The 26,767-nt window shown below is 51.8% G+C and carries 23 protein-coding genes and 7 tRNA genes; 22 read left to right on the top strand and 8 right to left on the bottom strand.

What is annotated here, in order from left to right; translation table 11 throughout:
* Positions 1-195 precede the first annotated feature (195 nt).
* From AC07P6_RS21590 to seqA, 3 genes are read right to left on the bottom strand one after another with little or no spacing between them, the layout of a single operon-like run.
* Positions 196-615: an arginine:ornithine antiporter gene (locus tag AC07P6_RS21590; RefSeq protein ID WP_478314594.1), complete on the bottom strand. Its 420-nt coding sequence runs from the start codon at positions 613-615 to the stop codon at positions 196-198.
* Between the two features lie 56 nt (positions 616-671).
* Positions 672-2,312: a phosphoglucomutase (alpha-D-glucose-1,6-bisphosphate-dependent) gene (pgm, locus tag AC07P6_RS21595; RefSeq protein ID WP_304257036.1), complete on the bottom strand. Its 1,641-nt coding sequence runs from the start codon at positions 2,310-2,312 to the stop codon at positions 672-674.
* A gap of 32 nt (positions 2,313-2,344) precedes the next feature.
* Positions 2,345-2,893, bottom strand: a complete 549-nt coding sequence (gene seqA, locus AC07P6_RS21600) for a replication initiation negative regulator SeqA (protein WP_181483032.1) — start codon at positions 2,891-2,893, stop codon at positions 2,345-2,347.
* A 183-nt stretch (positions 2,894-3,076) separates the two neighbouring features.
* Here seqA and ybfF point away from each other — a divergent pair, with 183 nt between their 5' ends.
* The 4 genes from ybfF to fur all read left to right on the top strand — a co-directional run bounded on the left by ybfF (position 3,077) and on the right by fur (position 5,702).
* Entirely contained in the window at positions 3,077-3,850 is a 774-nt protein-coding gene (ybfF, locus tag AC07P6_RS21605; RefSeq protein WP_478314596.1) for an esterase, read from the top strand.
* Positions 3,851-3,983: 133 nt separating this feature from the next.
* Positions 3,984-4,277, top strand: a complete 294-nt coding sequence (gene ybfE / locus AC07P6_RS21610; RefSeq protein ID WP_110273365.1) for a LexA regulated protein — start codon at positions 3,984-3,986, stop codon at positions 4,275-4,277.
* 150 nt (positions 4,278-4,427) lie between these two features.
* On the top strand, positions 4,428-4,958 hold the full coding sequence (fldA, locus tag AC07P6_RS21615; protein ID WP_434659762.1) for a flavodoxin FldA: 531 nt from the start codon (positions 4,428-4,430) through the stop codon (positions 4,956-4,958).
* 291 nt (positions 4,959-5,249) lie between these two features.
* Entirely contained in the window at positions 5,250-5,702 is a 453-nt protein-coding gene (gene fur, locus AC07P6_RS21620) for a ferric iron uptake transcriptional regulator (RefSeq protein WP_004885952.1), read from the top strand.
* A 70-nt stretch (positions 5,703-5,772) separates the two neighbouring features.
* Here the strand turns inward: fur and AC07P6_RS21625 are convergent, their stop codons facing one another.
* The 4 genes from AC07P6_RS21625 to nagE all read right to left on the bottom strand — a co-directional run bounded on the left by AC07P6_RS21625 (position 5,773) and on the right by nagE (position 11,801).
* On the bottom strand, positions 5,773-6,105 hold the full coding sequence (locus tag AC07P6_RS21625) for a ChiQ/YbfN family lipoprotein (RefSeq protein WP_181483034.1): 333 nt from the start codon (positions 6,103-6,105) through the stop codon (positions 5,773-5,775).
* A gap of 47 nt (positions 6,106-6,152) precedes the next feature.
* The gene (gene chiP, locus AC07P6_RS21630; protein WP_304257032.1) at positions 6,153-7,556 is read right to left on the bottom strand and encodes a chitoporin ChiP; all 1,404 of its coding nucleotides are present in this window, start codon (positions 7,554-7,556) and stop codon (positions 6,153-6,155) included.
* A gap of 445 nt (positions 7,557-8,001) precedes the next feature.
* Positions 8,002-9,669, bottom strand: a complete 1,668-nt coding sequence (gene glnS, locus AC07P6_RS21635) for a glutamine--tRNA ligase (protein ID WP_434659765.1) — start codon at positions 9,667-9,669, stop codon at positions 8,002-8,004.
* A gap of 179 nt (positions 9,670-9,848) precedes the next feature.
* Complete coding sequence (gene nagE / locus AC07P6_RS21640; RefSeq protein ID WP_182237202.1) at positions 9,849-11,801, bottom strand: PTS N-acetyl glucosamine transporter subunit IIABC; 1,953 nt, start codon at positions 11,799-11,801, stop codon at positions 9,849-9,851.
* Between the two features lie 313 nt (positions 11,802-12,114).
* Between nagE and nagB the strand changes: the two genes are divergently transcribed.
* The 13 genes from nagB (at position 12,115) to AC07P6_RS21705 (ending at position 19,743) form a co-directional block, all read left to right on the top strand.
* Positions 12,115-12,915 carry a glucosamine-6-phosphate deaminase gene (gene nagB, locus AC07P6_RS21645; protein ID WP_110273359.1) on the top strand — a complete coding sequence of 267 codons (801 nt, stop codon included), beginning with the start codon at positions 12,115-12,117 and terminating at the stop codon, positions 12,913-12,915.
* Between the two features lie 60 nt (positions 12,916-12,975).
* Positions 12,976-14,124: an N-acetylglucosamine-6-phosphate deacetylase gene (nagA, locus tag AC07P6_RS21650; RefSeq protein WP_182237200.1), complete on the top strand. Its 1,149-nt coding sequence runs from the start codon at positions 12,976-12,978 to the stop codon at positions 14,122-14,124.
* Positions 14,125-14,132: 8 nt separating this feature from the next.
* On the top strand, positions 14,133-15,353 hold the full coding sequence (gene nagC / locus AC07P6_RS21655; protein ID WP_110273357.1) for a DNA-binding transcriptional regulator NagC: 1,221 nt from the start codon (positions 14,133-14,135) through the stop codon (positions 15,351-15,353).
* A 45-nt stretch (positions 15,354-15,398) separates the two neighbouring features.
* Positions 15,399-16,151 carry an HAD-IIA family hydrolase gene (locus AC07P6_RS21660; RefSeq protein WP_110273356.1) on the top strand — a complete coding sequence of 251 codons (753 nt, stop codon included), beginning with the start codon at positions 15,399-15,401 and terminating at the stop codon, positions 16,149-16,151.
* A gap of 278 nt (positions 16,152-16,429) precedes the next feature.
* The gene (asnB, locus tag AC07P6_RS21665; protein ID WP_478314601.1) at positions 16,430-18,091 is read left to right on the top strand and encodes an asparagine synthase B; all 1,662 of its coding nucleotides are present in this window, start codon (positions 16,430-16,432) and stop codon (positions 18,089-18,091) included.
* A gap of 229 nt (positions 18,092-18,320) precedes the next feature.
* Positions 18,321-18,397 (top strand) — tRNA-Met (locus tag AC07P6_RS21670).
* Positions 18,398-18,403: 6 nt separating this feature from the next.
* Positions 18,404-18,488 (top strand) — tRNA-Leu (locus AC07P6_RS21675).
* Positions 18,489-18,523: 35 nt separating this feature from the next.
* Positions 18,524-18,598: transfer RNA gene (locus tag AC07P6_RS21680), tRNA-Gln, on the top strand.
* A gap of 36 nt (positions 18,599-18,634) precedes the next feature.
* Positions 18,635-18,709 (top strand) — tRNA-Gln (locus AC07P6_RS21685).
* Between the two features lie 22 nt (positions 18,710-18,731).
* Positions 18,732-18,808 (top strand) — tRNA-Met (locus AC07P6_RS21690).
* A 44-nt stretch (positions 18,809-18,852) separates the two neighbouring features.
* Positions 18,853-18,927: transfer RNA gene (locus AC07P6_RS21695), tRNA-Gln, on the top strand.
* A gap of 35 nt (positions 18,928-18,962) precedes the next feature.
* Positions 18,963-19,037: transfer RNA gene (locus tag AC07P6_RS21700), tRNA-Gln, on the top strand.
* Positions 19,038-19,161: 124 nt separating this feature from the next.
* Positions 19,162-19,743 (top strand): hypothetical protein, encoded by a 582-nt coding sequence (locus AC07P6_RS21705; RefSeq protein ID WP_478314603.1) that lies wholly within the window; start codon positions 19,162-19,164, stop codon positions 19,741-19,743.
* Positions 19,744-19,750: 7 nt separating this feature from the next.
* Here the strand turns inward: AC07P6_RS21705 and ubiF are convergent, their stop codons facing one another.
* A complete protein-coding gene (gene ubiF / locus AC07P6_RS21710; protein WP_478314605.1) occupies positions 19,751-20,926 on the bottom strand; it encodes a 3-demethoxyubiquinol 3-hydroxylase in 1,176 nt (391 codons plus the stop codon).
* A gap of 208 nt (positions 20,927-21,134) precedes the next feature.
* On the opposite strand from ubiF, the gene miaB reads away from it, so the two are divergent.
* The 5 genes from miaB (at position 21,135) to lnt (ending at position 26,763) form a co-directional block, all read left to right on the top strand.
* A complete protein-coding gene (gene miaB / locus AC07P6_RS21715) occupies positions 21,135-22,559 on the top strand; it encodes a tRNA (N6-isopentenyl adenosine(37)-C2)-methylthiotransferase MiaB (RefSeq protein WP_181483040.1) in 1,425 nt (474 codons plus the stop codon).
* Positions 22,560-22,714: 155 nt separating this feature from the next.
* Positions 22,715-23,761 carry a PhoH family protein gene (locus AC07P6_RS21720; protein WP_181421762.1) on the top strand — a complete coding sequence of 349 codons (1,047 nt, stop codon included), beginning with the start codon at positions 22,715-22,717 and terminating at the stop codon, positions 23,759-23,761.
* Positions 23,758-24,225: an rRNA maturation RNase YbeY gene (gene ybeY / locus AC07P6_RS21725; RefSeq protein WP_181483041.1), complete on the top strand. Its 468-nt coding sequence runs from the start codon at positions 23,758-23,760 to the stop codon at positions 24,223-24,225. The genes AC07P6_RS21720 and ybeY overlap by 4 nt, the downstream gene beginning before the upstream one ends.
* A 98-nt stretch (positions 24,226-24,323) precedes the next feature.
* The gene (corC, locus tag AC07P6_RS21730; RefSeq protein ID WP_095095048.1) at positions 24,324-25,202 is read left to right on the top strand and encodes a CNNM family magnesium/cobalt transport protein CorC; all 879 of its coding nucleotides are present in this window, start codon (positions 24,324-24,326) and stop codon (positions 25,200-25,202) included.
* 22 nt (positions 25,203-25,224) lie between these two features.
* Entirely contained in the window at positions 25,225-26,763 is a 1,539-nt protein-coding gene (lnt, locus tag AC07P6_RS21735; RefSeq protein ID WP_478314609.1) for an apolipoprotein N-acyltransferase, read from the top strand.
* The last annotated feature ends 4 nt before the right edge of the window (positions 26,764-26,767 follow it).

Raw genomic sequence — 26,767 nt, forward strand, 5'->3', positions numbered from 1 at the left:
TAAGTTGCATTTTTTAAGGTGGGATTTTGTGACAAAGGTGGCAAAATATAACTTCATTGATGCCCCGGCACTCAACGTCAATCTATAGAATGGGCAAACCCGGTCAAAAAAATAATACCCGTTTGTGCCCGATTCAGTCACCGCAGGATGCACATCATCTGTATTGTCGTAATAACAGGTCAAATAACCTCGTGGTCAAACCTTACGGCAGCGCCATAGTGTCACCACTTTCGCCGCTTCCGAGAGCAGTAAGAGCCCGATAAAGAACGCTATCCCCTTGAACCCCATTTCACGCAGCATCCATAACACTAGCGAAAGCGACGGCAGCATAAAGACCAGCCGCAATGGCGTTTGCGCCCACGTCAGCCACAGGGCATAACGGCTCTGACGCAAGAAAAGAACCATCGACACGGGAATGCTGGTTATCAACAAGAAATTAAGCGGAAACAGCCACGCGGCGGCGGAGCCGTAGGTATGCAGAAGTTGGAGATATGCGAGGATATCGTCGTAGAACGGTACGCGCCGGTGATAGAGATTCCAGCCGACAAACTCAATGAGATAAAAAAGATCCATCCCAGCCCAAAACCAAAAGACTTTTTTGCGTTCCAGTTTCATCGCACTCCTTGCGAAAAAAACAGGCCCTAAAAGGGCCTGATTATCATGGCTAATAATTACGCGTTTTTCAGCACTTCACTGACAATCTCCACCGCTTCTTTCTCAATCTGCTGACGGTGCTCAGCGCCGAGGAAGCTTTCACAGTAGATTTTGTAAGCGTCTTCAGTACCTGACGGACGCGCGGCAAACCAGCCGTTCTCGGTCATCACCTTCAGGCCGCCAATTGCCGCACCGTTGCCCGGAGCCGCAGTCAGGCGCGCGGTGATCGGGTCGCCTGCCAGCGTGCTGGCGCTTACCATTTCCGGAGAGAGCTTAGACAGCGCTGCTTTCTGGGCTGAAGTTGCAGAAGCCTGCAGACGGTTGTAGCTTGGCGCACCGAAGCGCGCTGCCAGTTCATCATAGTGCTGCTGCGGGTTTTTCCCGGTTACGGCGGTGATTTCCGCCGCCAGCAGGCACATGATGATGCCGTCTTTGTCGGTAGACCACGGCGTGCCGTCGAAGCGCAGGAACGAAGCCCCCGCGCTCTCTTCGCCGCCGAAGCCGAAGCTACCGTCAAACAGACCATCAACGAACCATTTAAAACCAACCGGTACTTCCACCAGCTTGCGGCCCAAATCATTCACTACGCGATCGATCATTGCCGAGGAGACCAGAGTCTTACCGACAGCAACATCTTTGCCCCACTGCGGACGATGCTGGAACAGGTAGTTAATCGCCACTGCCAGGTAGTGGTTCGGGTTCATTAACCCGGCAGGCGTCACGATACCGTGACGGTCGTAATCCGGGTCGTTAGCGAAGGCCAGGTCGAACTTGTCGCGCAGCGCCAGCAGGCCAGCCATGGCGCACTCGGAGGAGCAGTCCATACGGATCGCACCGTCTTTATCGAGGTGCATAAAGCGGAAAGTCTGATCGACATTATCGTTAACGATAGTCAGGTTCAGCTTGTAGTACTCAGCAATGCGTTTCCAGTACTCAATACCGGAGCCACCAAGCGGATCAACACCCAGCGTCAGGCCCGCTTTCTGGATAGCCGCCATATCGACGATATCCGCCAGCCCTTCGATAAACGGCTGCACCAAATCCTGCTCTTTCACATGACCTGAGGCCAGCGCCGCATCAAGAGAAATACGCTTCACGCCCTGCAGGCCAGCAGCCAGCAGTTCGTTAGCGCGATTTTCAACAACTTTAGTCACGTTGGTATCAGCCGGGCCACCGTTCGGCGGATTGTACTTAATGCCACCGTCTTCCGGCGGGTTATGGGACGGAGTGATGACGATGCCGTCAGCCTGTGGGCCGCCTTTCTTGTTGTGCACCAGAATCGCATTAGAAATCGCCGGCGTCGGGGTGAAACCGTTATTTTCCTGAACGATGACATCAACACCGTTCGCCGCCAGCACTTCCAGTACGGAAATGAAAGCAGGTTCGGATAGCGCGTGGGTGTCCTTCCCGACGTAGCATGGGCCGGTGATCCCGTTCTTTGCGCGGTCTTCAGCAATTGCCTGGGCAATCGCCAGAATATGCTGCTCGTTGAAGTTGTGGCGCGCCGCGCTGCCGCGGTGGCCAGAGGTGCCAAACTTCACAGCATGTTCCGCATTGCCCACTTCTGGCTTCAGCACATAGTACTGGGCGGTCAGTTGGGCGACGTTAATCAAATCACTCTGTTGCGCAGGTTGACCTGCGCGCTTATCGATTGCCATTGCCTGATCCTTCTGGTGCAAAAGTTAAATGACTAGATCGTACCGCAAACCTTTTCGATCAATTCAGCAGGGAACTGCATTGACTGCATGATATGTTCAATCATGCTGCATTTGCGGCCGGTATTGGTATTTGTAATAACCCACCACGGCGTGCCCGGAACCTGCTTAGGTTTTGTCTGATTACCATTTTTCTGTAGCGTCCGCTCATCTTCAGCGAAATAGACGCGAGTGCGCCCATGCAGAGACTCGGTCGCCTCCGCAAAGCCTTTGCTGTCTAAGGAGTAGAGGGTAGTCAGAACCAGCATGAAACGGTTTACCGCGCGTTTTTGTTCGGCGTACTCATCAGATAGCAGCAGCTCGCGCATGGCGCGAACTTTATCCTTCAGAGGATTGGCGGGTTTCACTTCAACGACAGGCGTTGGCGCCGGAGCCGGAACGACTTTCGCTACCGGTGCGGCAGGCTGGGAAACGGCGGAAAACTTCAACATGCGCCGTAAAATGTCGGATGCACTCTCGCCAATATGCTTGGTGTGGCTGGCAATATAGCTATAGAGTTCATCATCAACTTCAATTGTTTTCATCTTAATCCAGTACGATATCTTTTCTGAATACAAGTTGTCGGGATTATAAGGACAAATCCCAACCGCGGATAGCGTCAAACCAGGATGGCGGTAAAACTCGGAAATCTTCCGGGTCTTGCAGCCGGATGGCAGAATGTCCAACATAATACCCTAACCCGACGGAGCGAAAAAAAGAACTTTGCCATGAAATTAAATAGCCGAGCGCAATCTGCACAGAATCCGCACAATAATCCCCCTATCGTCCTGGTCCATGGTCTTTTTGGCAGTCTGGATAACCTTGGGATCCTCGCCCGCGATCTGGTCGCTGACTACGATATTTTACAGGTCGATATGCGAAATCACGGTCTTTCCCCGCGCGCACCAGAGATGACCTATGCCGCGATGGCTCAGGATTTGATTGATACTCTCAATGAATACCAAATAGAAAAAGCGACCTTTATTGGTCACTCAATGGGCGGCAAGGCGGTCATGGCGCTGAGCGCGCTGGCCCCGGAGCGCATTGCGGGCCTGGTTGCGATTGATATTGCCCCTGTGGATTATCACGTTCGTCGCCATGATGAAATCTTCGCCGCCATCAATGCCGTGACCGACGCCCACGCGGCCACTCGCCAGCATGCAGCGACGGTTATGCGCGAACACCTTCATGAAGAAAGCGTCATTCAGTTCCTGCTGAAATCCTTTGTGGACGGTCAGTGGCGGTTTAACGTGCCGGTATTGTGGGAGCAATATGACAATATCGTCGGCTGGCAAACCATCCCCGCCTGGCCGCATCCGGCGCAGTTTATCCCCGGCGGTAACTCACCCTACGTAACCGATGCCTACCGTGAGGCTCTGCTGGCTCAATTCCCCCAGGCGCGGGCCCATGTGATTGCCGGAGCCGGACATTGGGTACATGCAGAAAAACCAGAGGCCGTTTTACGGGCAATACGCCGTTATTTGACCTCCATAGCCGCGTAACTGGCTAAAATCTGCCCGACCGCGCGGCAGAATGCCCGCGGTCGTTGGCGCAGCCCCTCGCCTGATGTATTATGGCGGGCTATCTGCGTCGGCTATGCCCGACAGCTTGTTTCCCCCGAAGTCACTCTGAATCATGGCAAAAGAACAAACGGACCGTACGACATTAGATTTGTTCGCAACCGAGCGTCGGCCGGGTAGACCGAAAACCAATCCGCTTTCACGCGACGAACAGCTGCGTATCAACAAACGCAATCAGCTCAAGCGCGATAAAGTTCGCGGTTTGAAGCGCGTTGAGCTGAAGCTCAATGCCGATGCGGTTGATGCGCTCAATGAGCTGGCCGAAGCCCGCAACATGAACCGCAGCGATCTGATTGAAGAGATGCTGATGAACCAACTGGCGGCCCTGCGCAGCCAGGATAAAGCCTAAAACCCTCAAAAAATAAGCTTTCATGTAGCAGAGTGTGCAGTCGGGCGTGATTGCTGTTTCCGCGCCCTTCTTAGTTCTGCTATCATTGCCCCTATCTGTGGGCATTTAAGTCCCTACCACATCATTAAGTTTCAAGAGGTTATTTTACTCATGGCAATCATCGGCATCTTTTTTGGCAGCGACACCGGCAACACCGAAAATATTGCAAAAATGATTCAAAAGCAGCTTGGTAAAGATGTTGCTGATGTTCGCGACATTGCCAAGAGCAGCAAAGAAGATCTGCAAGCTCACGATATTCTGCTGCTCGGCATTCCAACCTGGTACTACGGTGAAGCACAGTGTGACTGGGATGATTTCTTCCCGACGCTGGAAGAAGTCGATTTCGACGGCAAACTGGTCGCGCTGTTTGGCTGCGGTGATCAGGAAGACTACGCTGAATACTTCTGTGATGCGCTGGGTACCATTCGCGACATCATCGAACCGCGCGGCGCCACTATCGTTGGTCACTGGCCGACTGCTGGATATCATTTCGAAGCATCTAAAGGTCTGGCAGATGATGACCACTTCGTGGGTCTGGCCATCGACGAAGACCGTCAGCCAGAACTGACTAACGAACGCGTGGAAAAATGGGTAAAACAGATTTCTGAAGAGCTGCACCTCGAAGAAATCAAGAATGCCTGAGTCTAAACGGCGTTATCGTCAGATTTCGCCGAATTAATAGATAAAAGCAATCAAAGTTATAGCTACAAGTTTTTAACTTTTAATCACATATCTGTACAATGTCCTCTGATTTAACGAGGTCACGTGAAGCACTTTGTAGCCAGTGCCTCGTTTTTGACAGCATACAAGGCCCGATGCTTGCAGTTTTCATTTCACCATGGCAGTTCTATAATGAGACGCATTACATCGGGTGATTCTCTGTATTACTTCCGCTGATGGAAGTAGATCGTTTAGCAACAGGACAGATTCCGCATGACTGACAACAATACCGCATTAAAGAAGGCTGGCCTGAAAGTAACACTTCCACGATTAAAAATCCTGGAAGTCCTGCAGGAACCGGATAACCATCATGTCAGTGCGGAAGACTTATATAAACGCCTGATTGATATGGGTGAAGAGATTGGCCTGGCCACCGTCTACCGCGTACTGAACCAGTTCGACGACGCCGGCATCGTCACTCGTCATAATTTCGAAGGTGGTAAATCCGTTTTCGAACTGACGCAGCAGCATCATCATGATCACCTGATTTGCCTCGATTGCGGCAAAGTGATCGAATTTAGCGATGACTCAATTGAAGCTCGTCAGCGTGAGATTGCCTCCCGACACGGTATTCGCCTCACCAACCACAGCCTGTACCTGTACGGTCACTGTGCAGAAGGCGATTGCCGCGAAGATGAACATGCCCACGACGCGGTGGAAAAGTAATTCCCCGTTGCGTAAGCAGCAAAAAGCCAACCTGATGGTTGGCTTTTTTTATGGCTACGAAAAGTAAAAATCAGGGTTTCGTGTTGTTGCTACGAATCTCTTTCCAAATCTGGTCACAGCGCGACTGTACAGCCTGATCGTTACCGGTTTTACGCGCCTGGATACATTGCTGGTAATCCAGTACTCGCACGCTTTCCTGGGTGGCGAACTGCTGATGCTGCTTCTCTTGCTTCAGAACGTCTAATACGCTCTGGCAGGCTTCGACTTTATCTGGGTTACCTTCAGCAGTATTAATACAGGCGCTGTAGGCATCTTTTAACTTTGAATCCTCTTTCGGCGCTGGCGACTGCGTGCAGGCAACCAGACCTGCCGCCATAATAGCGACAAGCAATAGCTTCTTCATAATCGACCTCGGGAAATTGCGGCAGGCTCATGCCCGCCGCACTGGCATCAGAAAATGGTGAATGGAGCAATAACCATGAACTTCACGTCGCGCTCATCCTGGAAGATGTTGCCGTAGCCGCCGCTCCAGCTTGGGATATCGGAGTGGTTGTCGTATTGAGTAAAGTGCAGTTTAAACAGCGTACCCTTCGCACGTCCTTCCTGTACGGTGTACATCGCATCCAGGCTGTAGGCTGACTCTTCCAGACGTTTGTCAGGGTTGTAGTAAGCATCAGGAGAAGACATTTTTCCTGGTTTTGCATCCCATGCATAAACGTAGGACGCGCCGAAGGCCCAACCCGGCATATTCCAGTTCTTCATGTCATACATCGCCCCGAAGAACACCGCTTTTTCACCGTTGGCGTTGAAGTCAGAGCGGTTATCCCACCAGACATCGAGACGACCGTTAGATGAGGCGTAAGTCGGCGTCATACGTTGCAGGAAGTAGCCCTGCTGACCATCGGCTTTAACCCAGGTTCCTTCCAGGCGCAGGTCGAGAACATCGGCAACTTTATAGCCAAAGGTCAATGCCTGCAGCCAGGCGGTACCATCATAAATATCGTTCGCCCCGCCGTTACTGACTTTATCGCGAGTACCGTAGAACTGGTAGCTGGTGTTTAGCGGCGTGCCTGCGATATCAAATTTGTAGCTGGCCTTAGCGAAATACTGGTCGATGTAACCCTGTGCCTGGCCAAATGCGGCTTCCAGCACGAGGTCATTTTTAAAATCATACTTGGCGCCGAGAGAGTGGAGATAATCAACCTTGGTTTTCTTATCGTTCTGGTAGAACTCGTCCATTTCAATGTGCCACGGTGCTTTATATTCGTTTGTCCACATATAGGAGAAACTCAGCGCGCCCGTATCACCATAATCAAAGTTGGCACCGGCTTCAGCACCCTGGTAAGTACCCGGCATAAAGCTCCAGTGCGGAGCCAGCAATGTTTGACCGGTAGGCTGGATATAGCCTGCACGTGCCCATGCCGGGCCAAATTTAAATTTGGCGGCTGCTTTGTACAGACTGATCCCGCTCTTATCACCGGAATAGTCTTCATCGTAAGTTTTATTGCGCGAGGAGAAAGCGATTTCGTTCGGGTGGCCGCTGTCACTGCTTTCGCCCATTTCGATGGCGGTAAAGGCGGCAACATCAATACCGAACATGTCGGCAGCATAGCCAGACTGGAAATCCAGGTTGGCGTTCCAGGTGGAGTGAGAAAGGTTAGTTTTGTATTTGTCACCGTCGGTCACATCTTTACGGTCACGCTCACGCTGCCAATAATAGATGCCGCCGGTTAACGTTGAATCATCAATGAACCCTTCTGCTTTCGCATCCGGTACCATTGCAAAACCTGACAGTGCTGTCACACCGGCGATAGCCAGCGCCAGCGTACTACGTTTGCCACTAAACGTACGCATATGCATATCCTCTTTGACTTTTTAAAAACGCAGTTACCAAGGGCAACTAGCGAAAAAAAATAAAATAAAATAAAACTGCTAAAAAAGTGGAGCGGTAAAATCCGCATAACCACTGGGTATAGACTATTTTTCGTGACGCGAATTATCAATCTCTTTCGGTGACAAAAGATGAAGATTATGACAAAGCGCACATAATCTATGTCTTTTTGTTTCAGTCGTAGAAGTCATGCATTTGACGTGGAAGTGCTTGCTATATCAGAAAAAACAGGCGTAATGAAAGCGATTACATGTTTTTATAGTGGATGACCAAAGGGATAAACAGTCGTAATTTTTACAATCTGTAAACAAGATTAATTCGCATCGCGAAAATATGACAATTTAATCCCCTGATTCTGAAATAAAAAAAAACGCCGCTGTTTGCGGCGTTCTCATTGATGGCGGATAACTACGCGCCGACTTTCGCCCAGGTGTCGCGCAGACCAACAGTACGGTTAAATACCAAATTGGTTGCGGTTGCATAGCGGCTGTCGAGGCAGAAGTAACCTTCACGCTCGAACTGGTATGCTTTTTCAGGCTGCGCCTGCGCCAGGCTTGGTTCAGCAAAACCCTGCTTGATAATCAGCGATTCCGGGTTCATGACCGACAGGAAATCATCAGCAGCACCGGGATTTGGCACGCTGAACAGACGATCGTACAGACGAATCTCTACCGGCAGCGCATGTGCTGCGCTCACCCAGTGAATCACGCCCTTAACCTTGCGACCATCGGCCGGATCTTTGCTCAGGGTGTCAGCATCGTAGGTACAGAAGATAGTAGTGATATTACCTTCCACGTCCTTCTCTACGCGCTCGGCTTTGATAACGTAAGCATTACGCAGACGGACTTCTTTGCCCAGCACCAGACGCTTGTACTGCTTGTTCGCCTCTTCACGGAAATCCGCGCGATCGATCCAAATTTCGGCGCTGAATGGCACTTCACGGCTACCCATATCCGGTTTGCTCGGATGATTCGGCATCGTTACCTTTTCGCTGCCGCCCTGCGGATAGTTTTCGATAACCAATTTAACCGGGTCGATAACGGCCATCGCGCGCGGAGCGTTTTCGTTCAAATCCTCACGAATGCAGGATTCCAGCGAAGCGATTTCAATGGTGTTGTCTTGTTTGGTCACGCCGATGCGTTTGCAGAACTCACGGATGGATTCAGCGGTATAACCGCGACGACGCAGACCGGAGATCGTCGGCATACGCGGGTCATCCCAACCTTCAACGTGCTTCTCGGTCACCAGCTGATTCAGCTTGCGCTTGGACATCACGGTGTATTCGAGGTTAAGACGCGAGAATTCATACTGACGCGGATGCACGGGGATGCTGATGTTATCCAGCACCCAATCGTACAGACGGCGGTTATCCTGGAACTCAAGGGTGCACAGGGAATGAGTAATCCCTTCCAGCGCATCACTGATGCAGTGGGTAAAGTCGTACATCGGATAGATGCACCACTTGCTTCCGGTCTGATGGTGATCGGCAAACTTAATGCGGTACAGCACCGGATCGCGCATGACGATAAACGGAGAAGCCATATCAATTTTTGCACGCAGGCAGGCTTTACCTTCTTCAAAACCGCCGGTACGCATTTTTTCAAACAGCGCCAGGTTCTCTTCTACGCTGCGATCGCGATACGGGCTGTTTTTACCCGGCGCTTTCAGCGTGCCGCGATATTCGCGAATCTCTTCCGCCGACAGTTCATCAACATAGGCAAGGCCTTTGTTGATCAGCTCAACCGCATACTGATGCAGCTGATCGAAATAGTCAGACGAGTAGCAAACGTCCCCGGACCAGTGGAAACCTAACCACTGCACGTCGTTTTTAATCGACTCAACGTACTCGATATCTTCCTTCACCGGGTTGGTGTCATCGAAACGCAGGTTGCATTGACCCTGGTAATCCTGGGCGATACCAAAGTTCAGACAAATAGACTTCGCATGGCCAATGTGCAGATAACCATTCGGTTCCGGTGGAAAACGGGTATGAACAGTGGTGTGCTTACCAGTAGCCAGATCTTCATCGATTATCTGACGAATAAAGTTAGTCGGGCGGGCTTCTGCCTCACTCATCGCGGGTTCCTCAAAGCGTAAACAACGTATAACGGCGTATGATCTTATAAGCCGAAGAGGCTGACAACCTTTAGTTACGCAAAAAAGGTATCAAACGGAAATATTGAGGTTATTTGCACTAAAAAAAAGCGGCGCAGATTTCGCTGCGCCGCTTGAGGCATAAACTCTACTCAGGAGCCTTACTTGCCTTTAATTTCGTACAGCGGTGTCTGACCTGCTACAACCTTACCAGTTGCCTGAATAACCAGCGCGCTGTAGTCGTCGCTGTTGCTGCACACCACCGGGCTAATCATGGAGCGCGCATTAGCGTTCAGGAACTCAAGATCCAGTTCCAGAATCGGCTGACCCGCTTTCACTTCCGCGCCCTCTTCCACCAGGCGTTTAAAGCCCTGGCCGTTAAGCGCAACGGTATCAATACCCATATGGACAACGATTTCCGCGCCATTTTCAGTTTCCAGGCAGAATGCATGGTTGGTGTTAAAGATCTTCACCACCGTGCCAGCAGCCGGAGCAACAACAATCTTGTCCGTCGGTTTCACCGCCACACCGTCGCCGACGGCTTTGCTGGCAAACGCTTCGTCCGGAACCTGCTCAAGAGCCACAATGTCACCGGTAATTGGCGAAACCAGCGTTTCCACGGTCTTCGCATTCGCCACGGCCTGTGGTTTAGCAACTGATGCAACAGGTGCGCTATGAGCAGAAGAGGCAGATGTCGCAGCAACCGGGCCACGCGCAACCACTTTCTTCATTTCATCACCAACGGATTCAGCTTTCGCACCCACGATAACCTGAATGGTCTGTTTGTTCAGTTTAACCACACCCGAAGCGCCCAGGCGCTTACAGGCCGCATCGTTAACCAGTGCAGAGTCTGCAACGGTCAGACGCAGACGAGTAATACACGCATCAATCGCTTTCAGGTTATCCGTACCGCCAACCGCTGCGATGTAGTTGGTTGCCAGTTGAGTCAAACCTTCTTCGGTATTGCTGTTTGCTTCCTCAGTCACCACGTCATCGGTTTTATCTTCACGACCCGGCGTTTTCAGGTTGAACATACGGATAACCGCACTGAACAGCAGGAAGTAAATGACGAAGAACACCACGCCCATAACAATCAGCATCCAGACGTTTTTACTGGCTGCTGGCAGGCTGTACATCAGAACATAGTCGATAGCACCTGCGGAGAAGGAGAAGCCCGCATGGATGCCCAGCGCTGTCGCAACGAACAGGCTGATACCGGTCAGGATGGCGTGCAGGAGATACAGCAACGGCGCCAGGAACATGAACAGGAATTCCAGCGGCTCGGTAACACCGGTCAGGAATGCGGTAATTGCGACAGACAGCAGCATACCGCCGACCATTGGACGACGTTCTTTAGGGGCCGCGAAGTACATCGCCAGCGCAGCACCCGGCAGGCCGAACATCATGATCGGGAAGAAGCCGGACATGAACATCCCCGCCGTGCCGTCACCCGCGTAGAAGCGGTTGATGTCACCGTGGAATACCGCACCTGCGGCGTTAGTGAATTCACCAATCTGGAACCAGGCAATGGTATTCAGAACCTGATGCAGACCGGTTGGGATCAGCAGACGGTTGATGAAACCGAAGATACCAGAACCCAGCGCGCCAGCGCCGACGATCCATTCTCCGCCTGCATGAATGGCGTTCTGCACCGGAGGCCATACATAACCGAAGATAGCCGCCAGCACCAGACAGAAGAAGCCAGTAGCGATTGGTACAAAGCGTTTGCCACCAAAGAAGCTCAGGAAGTCAGGCAATTTGATGCCCGACCAGCGGTTGTAAGTCGCACCCGCCACCAGACCAGTAATAATACCCGCCAGGACACCCATGTTAATAGCAGGGTTAATGGTGACCATCGCTTTGGTCAGGACGAAGTAACCTACTGCACCGGCCAGCGCTGCTGCACCCGCGCTGTCTTTAGACCAGCTGGAGGCAACACCGATAGCAAAAATCAGCGCCAGGTTATCAAAGATTGACCCGCCCGCCTGTGCAATGAACGGTATGTTAAGCAGATCGGGCTGACCGAATCGCAGCAGCAGCGCGGCGACTGGCAGCACTGCAATAGGGAGTTGTAACGCCCTACCGAGTCGCTGAAAAAAACCTAAAATATTCATCTTATTCCCCCTATGAGACCCCGATAAGGCTCATTCAAAGCCACTTTATTATTGTGTAACTTGGTTAAATTTTTAACTTACCTGCAAAGTGTCTGAAAAATTAATTCGTCTCGCAAATTAAATGGGCATTTTTTGTGACAATAGTCACCAAATATCGTATTAACCCCCGCCTTTTACTGGCTAACAACGAAAACTTATTTTATTATTCAAAAAATCAACACGGATTGACCCCAGCCGACGCAGTTACTGCAATACTCTTAATAGTATGCTGGCGCCAATCCGCCAGGTTCTAATTTAACTATAGAGGTGAACAATGAGACTGATCCCCCTGGTAACAGCTGAGCAAGTCGGTAAATGGGCTGCCCGCCACATCGTTAATCGCATCAATGCGTTCAATCCTACGGCGGATCGTCCGTTTGTACTGGGTCTGCCAACCGGCGGCACCCCGCTGACGGCTTACAAAGCGCTGGTTGAGATGCACAAAGCAGGCCAGGTCAGCTTTAAGCATGTCGTCACTTTTAACATGGATGAGTATGTTGGTCTGCCGAAAGAGCATCCGGAAAGCTATCATAGCTTTATGCACCGCAACTTCTTTGATCACGTTGATATTCTGGCAGAAAACATTAACTTGCTGAATGGTAATGCGCCTGATATCGATGCTGAATGCCGTCGTTATGAAGAAAAAATTCGTTCTTACGGCAAAATCAACCTGTTCATGGGCGGCGTAGGCAACGATGGGCACATCGCGTTTAATGAACCGGCCTCTTCGCTGGCTTCCCGTACCCGCATTAAAACCCTGACTCATGATACCCGTATAGCAAACTCCCGTTTCTTTGACGGTGACGTAGACCAGGTGCCTAAATACGCGCTAACCGTTGGCGTAGGTACTCTGCTCGATGCAGAAGAAGTGATGATTCTGGTGTTGGGGGGTCAGAAAGCGCTGGCGCTGCAGGCAGCGGTTGAAGGCAACGTTAACCATATGTGGACCATTACCTGTCTGCAACTACACCCGAAAGCGGTTGTGGTCTGCGACGAGCCGTCTACGATGGAACTGAAAGTTAAGACCTTGAAATATTTCAACGAATTAGAAGCTGAAAACATCAAAGGTCTGTAATGTAGTCTCGTCCCGCGGCCGCCCCCGCGGGACAACCATTTTTGACAACCGGGGGTCGTAATGTATGCATTAACCCAAGGCCGGATTTATACCGGTCATGAAATTCTGGATGACCATGCGATCGTTATCGCCAATGGCCTTATCGAACGTATCTGTCCGCTGACTGATTTACCCACCGGGATTGAACAACGCTCGGTTGATGGCGCCATTCTTGCTCCCGGTTTTATCGACGTACAGCTGAACGGCTGCGGCGGCGTGCAGTTTAACGACACACCCGATGCCGTCACCGTTGAAACGCTGGAAATTATGCAGGAGGCTAACCAGCGCTCCGGCTGCACCAGCTACTTACCCACGCTCATTACCGCCAGCGATGACCTGATGAAACAGGGCGTACGCGTAATGCGCGAATATCTGCAAAAGCATCCGAACCAGGCTCTGGGCCTGCATCTCGAAGGTCCGTGGCTGAACATTGTTAAGAAAGGCACGCATAACCCGGACTACGTACGTAAACCGGATGCCGCGCTGGTCGACTTTCTGTGCGAAAACGCGGATGTGATTACCAAACTCACGCTCGCCCCAGAGCGCGTTGAGCCAGAAGTGATCCGCAAGCTGGTCGCTGCAGGTATTATCGTTTCCGCGGGCCATTCCAACGCCACGCTGAAAGAAGCGAAAATCGGCTTCCGTTCTGGCATTACTTTCGCCACCCATCTGTTTAACGCGATGCCTTATATTACTGGCCGCGAGCCGGGTCTGGCGGGCGCGATTTTCGACGAACCGGATATTTACTGCGGCATTATCGTGGATGGTCTACATGTCGATTACGCCAACGTCCGTCTCGCTAAGCGCCTGAAAGGCGACAAACTGTGCCTCGTGACCGACGCGACAGCACCGGCCGGTGCCAATATTGAACAGTTCATTTTTGCTGGTAAAACAATATACTACCGGAATGGATTGTGCGTGGATGAAAACGGCACCCTTAGCGGTTCTTCGCTGACCATGATTGAAGGGGTACGTAACCTCGTCGAACATTGCGGCATAGCGCTGGACGAAGTGTTGCGTATGGCAACTCTCTATCCTGCTCGCGCGATTGGCGTGGACAAACAATTAGGCAGCATTGCTCCGGGGATGGTCGCTAACCTGACCGCATTCACCCGCGATTATAAAATCACCAAGACCATCGTTAATGGTAACGAGGTCGTCACTGAGTAAGTAAAAGTATGACAGCAGGCGGACAAGCTCAAATTGGTAACGTCGATCTCGTAAAACAGCTGAACAGCGCGGCCGTCTATCGGTTGATTGATCAGCACGGCCCAATCTCGCGTATTCAGATTGCGGAACAAAGCCAGCTTGCCCCTGCCAGCGTAACCAAAATTACGCGTCAACTGATTGAACGCGGCCTGATCAAAGAAGTCGATCAGCAGGCCTCCACCGGGGGCCGTCGCGCGATCTCGATTATTGCCGAAACCCGCAATTTCCACGCAATTGGCGTGCGCCTTGGCCGCTATGACGCCACCCTGACGCTGTATGATTTAAGCAGCAAAACCCTCGAAGAAGAGCATTACCCACTTCCGGAAAGAACCCAGGAAACCCTGGAGCATGCGCTGCTGAACATCATCGCCTCCTTTATGGAAAGCTGCCAGCGTAAAATCCGTGAGCTGATTGCTATCTCGGTCATCCTACCGGGCCTGGTTGACCCTGAAAGTGGCGTTATTCGCTATATGCCCCATATTCAGGTTGAAAACTGGGGGTTAGTTGAGGCGCTAGAAGCACGTTTTAAACTAACCTGCTTCGTTGGTCACGATATCCGCAGTCTCGCGCTGGCAGAGCACTATTTTGGTGCGAGTCATGATTGCGAGGACTCCATTTTAGTGCGAGTACACCGCGGGACCGGTGCGGGAATTATTTCCAATGGTCGTACCTTTATCGGCCGCAATGGCAACGTTGGTGAAATCGGACATATCCAGGTCGATCCGCTGGGCGAGCGCTGCCACTGCGGTAACTTTGGCTGTCTGGAAACCATTGCTGCCAATGCCGCCATCGAGCATCGCGTTCGTCATTTACTGGAACAGGGCTATCAGAGCAAAATTTCAATAGATGACTGCACCATCAAAACTATCTGTAAAGCGGCGAATAAAGGTGATGCGCTGGCCTGTGAGGTTATCGAACATGTCGGTCGCCATCTGGGTAAAACCATCGCCATTGCGATTAACCTGTTTAATCCGCAAAAAGTGGTCATTGCCGGTGAGATCGTCGAAGCGGAAAAAGTCCTGCTGCCAGCGATTGAAAGCTGCATCAATAATCAGGCGCTAAAGGCATTTCGTAAAAATCTGCCGGTGGTGCGATCCACTCTCGATCATCGCTCAGCGATCGGCGCTTTTGCTCTGGTCAAGCGCGCGATGCTCAATGGGATCCTGCTCCAGCATTTGCTGGAAAGTTAAAGCCGCTTTATAGTTTCGCCTTTCTCCAACGATGTCGGACTGTCCATGACCATTCAAAACGTAATTTGTGATATTGACGGCGTGCTGATGCACGACAATGTGGCTGTGCCGGGCGCCGCTGAATTTATCAAGCGCATTCTCGAAAAAGAGATGCCGCTGGTGATGCTGACCAACTACCCTTCACAAACCGGTCAGGATCTGGCGAACCGCTTTGCGACTGCGGGAATTGATGTGCCGGATACCGCTTTTTATACCTCAGCCATGGCCACGGCGGATTTTCTGCGTCGCCAGGAAGGCAAGAAAGCCTACGTGGTGGGTGAAGGCGCGCTGATCCATGAACTGTATAAAGCCGGCTTTACCATCACCGACGTTAACCCTGACTTCGTTATCGTCGGCGAAACCCGCTCCTTTAACTGGGAGATGATGCACAAGGCCGCCTTTTTTGTCGCCAACGGAGCTCGTTTTATCGCCACCAACCCGGATACTCACGGTCGCGGCTATTATCCAGCCTGCGGTGCGCTGTGCGCCGGCATCGAGAAAATCTCAGGCCGTCAGCCGTTCTATGTCGGCAAACCCAGCCCGTGGATTATCCGTTCAGCGCTAAACAAAATGCAGGCGCACTCTGAGCAAACAGTCATCGTCGGCGATAACTTGCGCACGGATATTCTGGCAGGCTTTCAGGCGGGCCTGGAAACCATTCTGGTGCTTTCTGGGATCGCCACGCTCGACGATATCGACAGCATGCCATTCCGACCATCATGGATTTACCCCTCCGTCGCAGAAATTGATATTTTCTGATCAAAACCACGTCCCCGGGCGTGGTTCTTCATTTCTAAGCGACAAAAAAACACCTTCCTCTAATAAAAATGCATTATTACTAAACATTCATCAATAAAATCGCTCAAAACATAATCTTTTTTCATTATTCAGCAACAGTAGTTGCATTATTTCTTTTCTCGACCGTAAACCCCTTGCGCGCTCCGCTCCTTTGCGGCATTTTCTTAAGCATGCACTAAGGCTTCGCAATAAGACGCAGCCTGCACAACATCAAACAAGACAGGGTAACGGAGAAGGCTATGTGTTCAATTTTTGGCGTACTGGATATTAAAACTGACGCGGTCGAACTGCGTAAAAAGGCACTGGAACTTTCCCGCCTGATGCGCCACCGCGGTCCAGACTGGTCCGGTGTTTACGCATGCGATAAAGCCATTCTGGCGCATGAGCGTCTGTCTATCGTTGACGTTAACGCTGGTGCGCAGCCGCTATACAACGCCCAAAAAACTCACGCCCTGGCCGTCAATGGTGAAATCTACAACCACCAGGCGCTGCGCGCAGAATACGGCGATCGCTATGAATTCCAGACCGGTTCAGACTGTGAAGTCATCCTGGCGCTGTATCAGGAAAAAGGGCCGGACTTCCTGGACGACCTGCAGGGGATGTTTGCATTCGCTCTGTATGACAGCGAACAAGACACATATCTGATTGGCCGCGACCATATCGGGATCATCCCGCTGTATATGGGTCATGACGAGCACGGTAACTTCTACGTCGCTTCAGAAATGAAAGCACTGGTTCCGGTCTGCCGCACCATTAAAGAGTTCCCGGCGGGCAGTTACCTGTGGAGCAAAGATGGCGAAATCCGCCAGTATTATCAGCGTGACTGGTTCGACTATGACGCGGTCAAAGACAATGTTACTGATAAAAATGAACTGCGTCAGGCGCTGGAAGAATCGGTAAAAAGCCACCTGATGTCAGATGTTCCTTACGGTGTACTGCTGTCCGGCGGCCTTGATTCATCGGTTATTTCCGCTATCACAAAAAAATATGCCGCTCGCCGCGTTGAAGATCAGGAAAAATCAGAAGCCTGGTGGCCGCAGCTTCACTCCTTCGCCGTGGGCCTGGAAGGCGCACCTGACCTGAAAGCTGCGCAGGAAGTCGCTAACCATCTGGGTACCGTGCACCACGAGATTCACTTTACCGTACAGGAAGGTTTAGACGCGATTCGTGATGTTATTTATCACATCGAAACCTACGATGTGACCACCATTCGCGCTTCAACGCCAATGTATCTGATGTCACGTAAAATCAAAGCGATGGGCATCAAGATGGTACTGTCCGGCGAAGGTTCTGATGAAGTGTTTGGCGGTTACCTCTATTTCCATAAAGCACCAAACGCCAAAGAATTGCATGAAGAGACCGTGCGTAAGCTGCAGGCGCTGCATATGTTTGACTGCGCCCGCGCCAACAAAGCGATGTCAGCCTGGGGCGTTGAAGCACGCGTACCGTTCCTGGATAAGAAGTTCCTCGACGTGGCAATGCGCATTAACCCGCAGGATAAAATGTGCGGTAACGGCAAAATGGAAAAACATGTTCTGCGTGAATGTTTTGAATCCTACCTGCCGGCAAGCGTCGCCTGGCGCCAGAAAGAGCAGTTTTCTGACGGTGTAGGTTACAGCTGGATCGATACGCTCAAAGAAGTCGCGGCAGAACAGATTTCCGATCAGCAGCTGGAAACGGCCAGCTTCCGTTTCCCATACAACACGCCATCGTCAAAAGAAGCGTATCTGTATCGTGAGATCTTTGAAGAATTATTCCCGGTACCCAGCGCTGCGGAATGTGTACCCGGTGGCCCGTCCGTTGCCTGTTCTTCAGCGAAAGCCATTGAGTGGGATGAGTCGTTCAAAACCATGAACGATCCATCAGGACGCGCAGTCGGCGTGCACCAGTCGGCTTACTAAATAACCATCAATATCTAAAACGGATCCTACGGGGTCCGTTTTTTTATGCCTTATGCAAATCATTAAAAACGATAAATAACCAATAATTGCCGATTATTACATCACGCTGTTCGCAACCTAACCAAACAGTCGTTTTCAGCCCATTTTCGATGAAAAAGGGGTTGACGCTTTAAGGCTCAATACGCATAATGCGCCCCGCAACGCCGATAAGGTAGCGCGAAAAAAAGATGGCTACGTAGCTCAGCTGGTTAGAGCACATCACTCATAATGATGGGGTCACAGGTTCAAATCCCGTCGTAGCCACCATATTTTGCGGGAGTGGCGAAATTGGTAGACGCACCAGATTTAGGTTCTGGCGCCGCAAGGTGTGCGAGTTCAAGTCTCGCCTCCCGCACCATTTACTCTTTCGCGTTGCAAGTAAAAGTTTTTTGTTGGGGTATCGCCAAGCGGTAAGGCACCGGTTTTTGATACCGGCATTCCCTGGTTCGAATCCAGGTACCCCAGCCATATTTCTTCGATGTTTGCGGTTCACCGCGACGGTATTGGGGTATCGCCAAGCGGTAAGGCACCGGTTTTTGATACCGGCATTCCCTGGTTCGAATCCAGGTACCCCAGCCATCGAAGAATATGATAAGATTTTGGCTACGTAGCTCAGCTGGTTAGAGCACATCACTCATAATGATGGGGTCACAGGTTCGAATCCCGTCGTAGCCACCATACAAGGACTTATTGATTTAGTTCGATAAATCCAAAAAAATTGTTGGGGTATCGCCAAGCGGTAAGGCTCTGGTTTCTGATACCAGCATTCCGAGGTTCGAATCCTCGTACCCCAGCCAATTTTAAAAGTCGCTCACATTGTGGGCGCACCCGTTGGGGTATCGCCAAGCGGTAAGGCTCTGGTTTCTGATACCAGCATTCCGAGGTTCGAATCCTCGTACCCCAGCCACTTAATAGTAAAAAGCTCGCTTCGGCGGGCTTTTTGCTTTATGAAATCCGAAAAATCTAATCTGAAGTTTACATCTACGTTAGCTCTGGATACATTGCAGAGAAAATGCGTAAAAGGATTTGCGATGAACTATCAGGTTTTCCCGATTTTTACCCGAATAACAACGCTGCTCTTTTTTCTGTTCAGCTTCATGTCTTGCTTCTTCGGGATTTCTGCCTTATTAACATATTGTGTTCTGGTTGGTTTATTCTTTCCTATTAGCATATCAATGCGTCTTCATCGCCTCAACGAAACTGGTATCGCGCTTACGCTTACTGAAAATACCCAATGGATAACCTATATTCATGGCTTCCCGGCTCAGGAACAACGCGCTGTACTTAAAAATCCATGCTTCTGGTCAACAGAGAGAATCCAACAATTTTTTATCCGCTGCTTTGTGGGAAAGATGGTTTTACAGGGGAGCTGTATCGCCATACTTGCTTATGAGTTTCAGTCTTTCAAAGGAAGCGAGGTTTCCGTAATACTTGCATTGCTGGCGTTACTGTATCTGCTCTATATGTCAGCCAAAAGCGCACATATGCTCTATTTAGTAGCGACTAATCAATGGCAGTGTGAATCCCTGACAACCTCCAGAGGAAGTATCTGGTATCAGGGATTCTTGCCAACAAAAGAAGGTAGAGACACGCTGTTTGCAAGGTTATGTTAAACGCAGATTACAATCCCAACGCGTACTTCAGTGCCTGTCGCTTCAGGACACCAGCTCGCCCGGCAGCCATCAGACCGATATTTCGCAGCATACGGATTGGTGCCAGATCGTTGCTGAACCCGGCATAAAACAGATCCATCCCCGTTTGCATAATCAGGTTATCTGCTCTGCGCCGGGCCTGGTAGCGCTTGAGTACAGGCAGACTGGCCCACTCTTCACCATGCTCGCGCGCACGAGAAAGAATATCCAGCAACGCATCAACATCACGATAGCCTAAATTCACCCCCTGCCCCCCCAGCGGATGAATGGTGTGCGCGGCGTCGCCCACCAACGCCAATCCCGGCTTAACGTATTGCAGCGCGTGGCGACGGGTCAGCGGGAATGCACCCGCGCTTAGCGGTGTGACCTCACCCAGACGAGACGGGAAATGGCGGGCAATTTCTTGCCGCAGCTGAGCCATATTCATTCCCTGCAGTTGGCGGATCCGCGCGGGCGTGTCGTACCACACGAGTGAAGCCCAATGGTCGAACAGCGGTAAAAATGCGCGCGGTCCCGTTGGAGTGAACTGCTGCCAGGTACTATCACCGGGATCGTCCACGCACTGCACGCTTATCAACATACAGGATTGCTGATACTGCCACGCCTGGACGCCGATTCCCGCCAGTTGCCGTACCTGCGAGTTCGCGCCGTCCGCGCCAATAACCAGTCGTGCGTCGTACTGATTATCATCAGTCAACGTTAGTGAAGCATGCGTTTCTTCGTGGCGCATTTCCTTCAATGACGCTCCCACATGAAGAGAGACTTGCGCATGGGCTTCCAGCGCCTGCCATAAAGCAAGCTGGAGGACGTTATTTTCCACCATGTAGCCCAGCTCAGGCAGCTCTAGTTCTGCCGCATTAAAGGCAACATGGGCACTTTCCCACTCCCAAGTCTCTAGTTGACGATAAGCATGGGCGCGCATCGCCCGAACTGAATCCCAGACACCCAGACTTTTCAGTAATCCTACGGATGAAGCGCTGATTGCCGAAATACGCACATCTGGAACCGAGGTCGCATCAAAAGTTGGCGGCGCATTTTTTTCAATCACCGTCACCGTAAAGCCGCGCTGTGCCAGCCCCAATGCCAGGGCGCCGCCAACCATTCCGCCGCCGACGATAACGACATCTGTTGCATGAATTGTCATGGCTATTATCCTTAAACTCGAATCCCTTGAGTTTACCGGATTTTTATTCACCTTGCGGTGATTACGGTCGTACTGGTCAGGGCGCGGTCAAAGCATTACAATACGCGCCCTGCAATCCTGGCTTTATATCCGTCACCCTTCACATTGCAGAGCAACATCCGGTGAAGACGCTGACTTTGGGTATACCTAATTAAGCATGAGCAAGTCGATGACAAAAAAACTCCATATTAAAACCTGGGGCTGTCAGATGAACGAATACGATTCATCAAAGATGGCCGATCTGCTGGATGCCACGCACGGGTTTCAACTCACCGAAGTGGCAGAAGAAGCGGATGTGCTGCTGCTCAATACCTGCTCAATCCGTGAGAAGGCCCAGGAAAAAGTTTTCCATCAGCTCGGTCGCTGGAAACTGCTGAAAGAGAAAAACCCCAACCTGATCATTGGCGTTGGCGGCTGTGTGGCTTCTCAGGAAGGCGATCATATTCGCCAGCGCGCTCACTATGTCGATATTATTTTCGGGCCGCAGACCCTGCACCGCCTGCCGGAAATGATCAACTCCGTACGCGGTAATCGCAGCCCGGTTGTCGATATCAGCTTCCCGGAAATCGAAAAATTCGATCGCCTGCCGGAACCCCGTGCCGACGGGCCAAGCGCATTTGTTTCGATCATGGAAGGCTGCAACAAATATTGCACCTATTGCGTGGTGCCTTACACCCGCGGTGAAGAAGTCAGCCGCCCGAGCGACGATATTCTGTTTGAAATCGCACAGCTCGCGGCTCAGGGCGTGCGTGAAGTTAACCTGCTCGGGCAGAACGTGAACGCCTGGCGCGGTGAAAACTACGATGGCACCCCTGGCAGTTTTGCCGATCTTCTGCGCCTGGTTGCGGCGATCGACGGTATTGACCGGATTCGTTTTACCACCAGTCATCCGATCGAATTCACCGATGACATTATTGAGGTTTATCGCGATACACCAGAGCTGGTGAGCTTCCTGCATCTGCCGGTGCAGAGCGGTTCTGACCGCGTACTGAATCTTATGGGGCGTACCCATACGGCTCTGGAATACAAAGCGATTATCCGCAAACTGCGCGCGGCACGTCCTGATATTCAGATTAGCTCCGACTTCATCGTCGGCTTCCCTGGTGAAACCACCCAGGATTTCGAGCAGACCATGAAGCTGATTGCGGATGTGAATTTCGACATGAGCTACAGCTTTATCTTCTCCGCGCGCCCGGGCACCCCGGCAGCCGATATGGTCGATGACGTACCGGAAGAAGATAAGAAACAGCGCCTGTATATTCTGCAGGAGCGAATCAACCAGCAGGCAACGGCATGGAGCCGTCGTATGCTCGGCACCGTGCAGCGTATTCTGGTGGAGGGCACTTCACGTAAAAGCGTTATGGAGCTTTCCGGCCGTACCGAGAATAACCGCGTGGTCAACTTCGAAGGTTCACCTGAGATGATTGGCAAGTTTGTCGATGTCGAAATCACCGACGTCTGGACAAACTCTCTGCGCGGTAAAGTGGTACGTACCGAAGACGAAATGGGCCTGCGCATCGCAGAAACGCCGGAATCGGTGATTGCTCGTACCCGTAAAGAAAACGATCTTGGCGTCGGTATCTACCAGCCATAATCCGTTCAGGCCTGCCGACTCCGGCAGGCCTTGTATTTCCTCTCCTGAACCCAATATCTACAGCGATGCTTGCGCCATATTCCGATGACGTGAATAATTTCCTGACAGGCCGGTGAACGTTTACCTTCCGGCTACCTATGCATAAGAGGAACAGTTTGAACACAGACACTCGCGAAATCACCCTTGAGCCCGCTGATAATGCCCGTCTGCTGAGCCTTTGCGGCCCGTTTGATGACAACATTAAACAGCTGGAACGCCGTCTCGGCATCGAGATTAATCGTCGTGACAATCACTTTAAAATAACCGGTCGCCCGATTTGCGTCACCGCTGCGGCGGATATCCTGCGCAGCCTGTATGTCGATACTGCACCGATGCGCGGCGAACTTCAGGATATTGAACCAGAACAAATTCACCTGGCGATCAAAGAAGCCCGCGTGCTGGAGCAAAGCGCCGAAAGCGTGCCGGACTTCGGCAAGGCCATCAATATCAAAACTAAGCGTGGCGTGATCAAACCGCGCACGCCGAATCAGGCGCAGTATATTGCCAATATTCTTGACCACGATATTACCTTCGGCGTTGGTCCTGCCGGGACCGGGAAAACCTACCTTGCAGTTGCTGCTGCGGTCGACGCGCTGGAGCGTCAGGATGTTCGCCGTATTCTGCTGACCCGTCCGGCCGTTGAAGCCGGGGAAAAGCTGGGCTTCCTGCCTGGCGATTTGAGTCAGAAAGTCGACCCGTACCTGCGCCCGCTGTACGACGCGCTGTTCGAGATGCTCGGTTTTGAGAAAGTCGAGAAGCTGATTGAGCGCAACGTGATTGAAGTCGCGCCGCTGGCCTATATGCGCGGTCGTACGCTGAACGATGCCTTTATCATCCTTGATGAGAGCCAGAACACTACCATCGAACAGATGAAGATGTTCCTGACCCGTATTGGTTTTAATTCCAAAGCGGTTATTACCGGCGACGTGACGCAGATTGACCTGCCGCGCAGCACCAAATCCGGCCTGCGCCACGCGATTGAAGTGCTGGCCGAAGTCGATGAGATTAGCTTCAACTTCTTCCATAGCGAGGACGTGGTGCGCCATCCGGTTGTCGCCCGCATCGTTAATGCCTATGAAGCGTGGGAAGAAGCGGACCAAAAACGTAAAGCAGAACAGGCCGCCGAGCGTAAACGCGAAGCCCAGGAGCAGGAACACAAATGAGTCAGGTTATTCTCGATTTACAGCTGGCTTGCGCAGATAACAGCGGTATGCCGGATGAGGCGCAGTTTCAACGCTGGGTTGATACCGTCATCCCGCAGTTCCAGGAAGAGTCGGAAGTCACGATCCGTCTGGTCGATGAAGCGGAAAGCCATGAGCTGAATATGACCTATCGCGGGAAGGACAAGCCGACTAACGTGCTGTCTTTCCCGTTCGAAGCCCCACCTGGCATCGAATTACCACTGCTTGGCGATCTGGTCATCTGCCGTCAGGTCGTCGAGCAGGAAGCAAAAGAGCAAAACAAACCGCTGGAAGCGCACTGGGCGCATATGGTTGTCCACGGTAGTTTGCATCTTTTGGGCTACGACCATATCGTTGACGAAGAAGCGGAAGAGATGGAATCCCTCGAAACAGAGATAATGCTTGCTCTGGGCTATGAGGATCCGTACATTGCCGAGAAGGAATAACCTGCCGCCGGCTTTGCCGGCGACTGGCCGCTATGCCGGACGCTGAGTATACGCGTGACGAGCGACTATTTAACCAACATGAGAACCCATACGACGCCATGAGCGACGACAATTCACACAGTAGCGACACAGTAAACAGCAAAAAGGGATTTTTCTCCCTGTTACTCAGCCAGCTCTTTCACGGTGAACCCAAAAATCGTGACGAACTACTGGCGCTGATCCGTGATTCCGGGCAAAACGATCTTATCGACGAAGACACGCGCGATATGCTCGAAGGGGTAATGGATATCGCCGACCAACGCGTCCGCGACATCATGATCCCTCGCTCGCAGATGATTACCCTGAAACGCAACCAGACGCTGGACGAGTGCCTCGATGTGATCATCGAATCAGCCCACTCGCGTTTCCCGGTGATCAGCGAAGATAAAGATCACATTGAAGGGATTTTGATGGCCAAAGATCTGCTGCCGTTTATGCGCAGCGACTCGGAAGCCTTCAGCATGGAAAAAGTGTTGCGCCCGGCGGTTGTCGTGCCTGAAAGCAAGCGGGTTGACCGTATGCTGAAAGAGTTCCGCTCCCAGCGTTATCATATGGCTATCGTTATCGATGAGTTTGGTGGCGTCTCGGGTCTGGTGACCATTGAAGACATCCTTGAACTGATCGTCGGCGAGATCGAAGACGAATACGATGAAGAAGAAGATATCGATTTTCGTCAACTGAGCCGCCACACGTGGACGGTACGCGCGCTCGCCTCAATCGAAGATTTCAACGAAGCCTACGGAACCCACTTCAGCGACGAAGAGGTCGACACCATCGGCGGACTGGTGATGCAGGCATTTGGTCATCTGCCAGCCCGCGGCGAGTCTATCGACATTGATGGTTACCAATTCAAGGTCGCAATGGCTGACAGCAGACGTATTATTCAGGTACATGTAAAACTTCCTGATGACGCGCCTCAGCCGAAGCTGGAAGACTAATCCAACGGGACGATTAACCTAAATGGTATTTGCCTCTCTTATTGAACGCCAGCGCGTACGCCTGCTGCTGGCGTTGTTATTCGGAGCCAGCGGAACGCTGGCTTTTTCACCTTATGATGTCTGGCCAGCGGCGATTATTTCGCTAATCGGTTTGCAAGGTTTAACCCTTAATCGTCGACCGGTGCAAAGCGCCGCTATTGGTTATTTCTGGGGGCTAGGCCTGTTTGGTTCCGGGATTAACTGGGTCTACGTCAGCATCGCGCAGTTCGGCGGGATGCCGGGGCCGGTCAACGTTTTCCTGGTTGTTCTGCTGGCGGCTTATCTGTCCCTTTATACCGGGTTATTCGCCGGTATTCTTTCGCGCCTGTGGCCGAAAACCAGTTGGATACGCGTGGCTGTCGCTGCACCGGTAGTGTGGCAAATTACCGAATTCCTGCGCGGTTGGGTATTAACCGGTTTCCCATGGCTACAATTTGGCTACAGCCAGATTGACGGGCCCCTGAAAGGCCTAGCCCCTGTTATGGGCGTTGAGGCGATAAACTTCCTGCTGATGGTTGTCAGCGGCCTGCTGGTGCTGGCGCTTATGCAGCGTAGCTGGAAACCGCTGATCGCCGCCGTAGTGCTGTTCGCCCTACCCTTCCCGCTGCGTTACATTCAGTGGTACCAGTTGCTACCGGAGCGAGCCACCCAGGTCTCGCTGGTACAAGGGGATATTCCTCAGGAGATAAAGTGGAATGAGGGCCACCTGGCCAGAACGCTGGAAACTTATCTGGATCTCACCCAGCCGCAAATGGGCAAATCTCAGCTCATCATCTGGCCGGAGTCGGCAATTCCGGATCTGGAAATTAACCAGCAGCGGTTCCTCAGCACGTTGGACGATCTACTACGGTCGAAAAACAGCTCACTGATCACCGGCATCGTCGATGCGCGTTTGAACGCGCAAAATCGCTACGATACCTACAACACGATTATTACCCTGGGCAAAGACAATCCTTACAGCTACGACTCAAAGAATCGCTACAACAAGAACCACCTGGTACCGTTTGGCGAGTTTGTACCGCTGGAATCGATCCTGCGTCCGCTGGCTCCGTTCTTCGATCTACCGATGTCCTCTTTCAGCCGTGGTCCTTACGTGCAGCCACAGCTTGTCGCGCATAATATGCGTCTGACGGCGGCCATTTGCTATGAAATTATTCTTGGCGAACAGGTGCGCGATAACTTCCGCCCGGATACTGACTTCCTGCTGACCATCTCTAACGATGCGTGGTTCGGGAAATCTATCGGTCCGTGGCAGCACTTCCAGATGGCGCGGATGCGTGCGCTAGAGCTGGCCCGTCCGCTGCTGCGCAGCACAAATAATGGCATTACTGCCGTCATCGGCCCACGCGGTGAAATTCAGGAGATGATCCCGCAGTTTACTCGTGCCGTATTGACCACCAAAGTGACCCCGACGTCTGGTCTGACACCGTACGCCCGTACGGGGAACTGGCCGCTGTGGGCACTGACCGTCCTGTTTGGTTTTGGTGCACTACTGATGAGCCTGCGAGCTCGCAAGCAGTAAGCAA

The organism is Klebsiella sp. GFKo11 (assembly GCF_056490265.1).

Excerpts from the sequence above, each read along its gene's own strand:
- ybfE (WP_110273365.1), top strand. The coding sequence starts at position 3,984 with ATGGCAAAAGAACAAACGGACCGTACGACATTAGATTTGTTCGCAACC.
- fur (WP_004885952.1), top strand. The coding sequence starts at position 5,250 with ATGACTGACAACAATACCGCATTAAAGAAGGCTGGCCTGAAAGTAACA.
- seqA (WP_181483032.1), bottom strand. The coding sequence starts at position 2,893 with ATGAAAACAATTGAAGTTGATGATGAACTCTATAGCTATATTGCCAGC.
- nagB (WP_110273359.1), top strand. The coding sequence starts at position 12,115 with ATGAGACTGATCCCCCTGGTAACAGCTGAGCAAGTCGGTAAATGGGCT.
- AC07P6_RS21705 (WP_478314603.1), top strand. The coding sequence starts at position 19,162 with ATGAACTATCAGGTTTTCCCGATTTTTACCCGAATAACAACGCTGCTC.
- miaB (WP_181483040.1), top strand. The coding sequence starts at position 21,135 with ATGACAAAAAAACTCCATATTAAAACCTGGGGCTGTCAGATGAACGAA.
- glnS (WP_434659765.1), bottom strand. The coding sequence starts at position 9,669 with ATGAGTGAGGCAGAAGCCCGCCCGACTAACTTTATTCGTCAGATAATC.
- ubiF (WP_478314605.1), bottom strand. The coding sequence starts at position 20,926 with ATGACAATTCATGCAACAGATGTCGTTATCGTCGGCGGCGGAATGGTT.
- pgm (WP_304257036.1), bottom strand. The coding sequence starts at position 2,312 with ATGGCAATCGATAAGCGCGCAGGTCAACCTGCGCAACAGAGTGATTTG.
- AC07P6_RS21660 (WP_110273356.1), top strand. The coding sequence starts at position 15,399 with ATGACCATTCAAAACGTAATTTGTGATATTGACGGCGTGCTGATGCAC.
- nagA (WP_182237200.1), top strand. The coding sequence starts at position 12,976 with ATGTATGCATTAACCCAAGGCCGGATTTATACCGGTCATGAAATTCTG.
- chiP (WP_304257032.1), bottom strand. The coding sequence starts at position 7,556 with ATGCGTACGTTTAGTGGCAAACGTAGTACGCTGGCGCTGGCTATCGCC.
- AC07P6_RS21590 (WP_478314594.1), bottom strand. The coding sequence starts at position 615 with ATGAAACTGGAACGCAAAAAAGTCTTTTGGTTTTGGGCTGGGATGGAT.
- fldA (WP_434659762.1), top strand. The coding sequence starts at position 4,428 with ATGGCAATCATCGGCATCTTTTTTGGCAGCGACACCGGCAACACCGAA.
- lnt (WP_478314609.1), top strand. The coding sequence starts at position 25,225 with ATGGTATTTGCCTCTCTTATTGAACGCCAGCGCGTACGCCTGCTGCTG.
- ybfF (WP_478314596.1), top strand. The coding sequence starts at position 3,077 with ATGAAATTAAATAGCCGAGCGCAATCTGCACAGAATCCGCACAATAAT.
- AC07P6_RS21625 (WP_181483034.1), bottom strand. The coding sequence starts at position 6,105 with ATGAAGAAGCTATTGCTTGTCGCTATTATGGCGGCAGGTCTGGTTGCC.
- ybeY (WP_181483041.1), top strand. The coding sequence starts at position 23,758 with ATGAGTCAGGTTATTCTCGATTTACAGCTGGCTTGCGCAGATAACAGC.
- corC (WP_095095048.1), top strand. The coding sequence starts at position 24,324 with ATGAGCGACGACAATTCACACAGTAGCGACACAGTAAACAGCAAAAAG.
- nagE (WP_182237202.1), bottom strand. The coding sequence starts at position 11,801 with ATGAATATTTTAGGTTTTTTTCAGCGACTCGGTAGGGCGTTACAACTC.
- nagC (WP_110273357.1), top strand. The coding sequence starts at position 14,133 with ATGACAGCAGGCGGACAAGCTCAAATTGGTAACGTCGATCTCGTAAAA.
- asnB (WP_478314601.1), top strand. The coding sequence starts at position 16,430 with ATGTGTTCAATTTTTGGCGTACTGGATATTAAAACTGACGCGGTCGAA.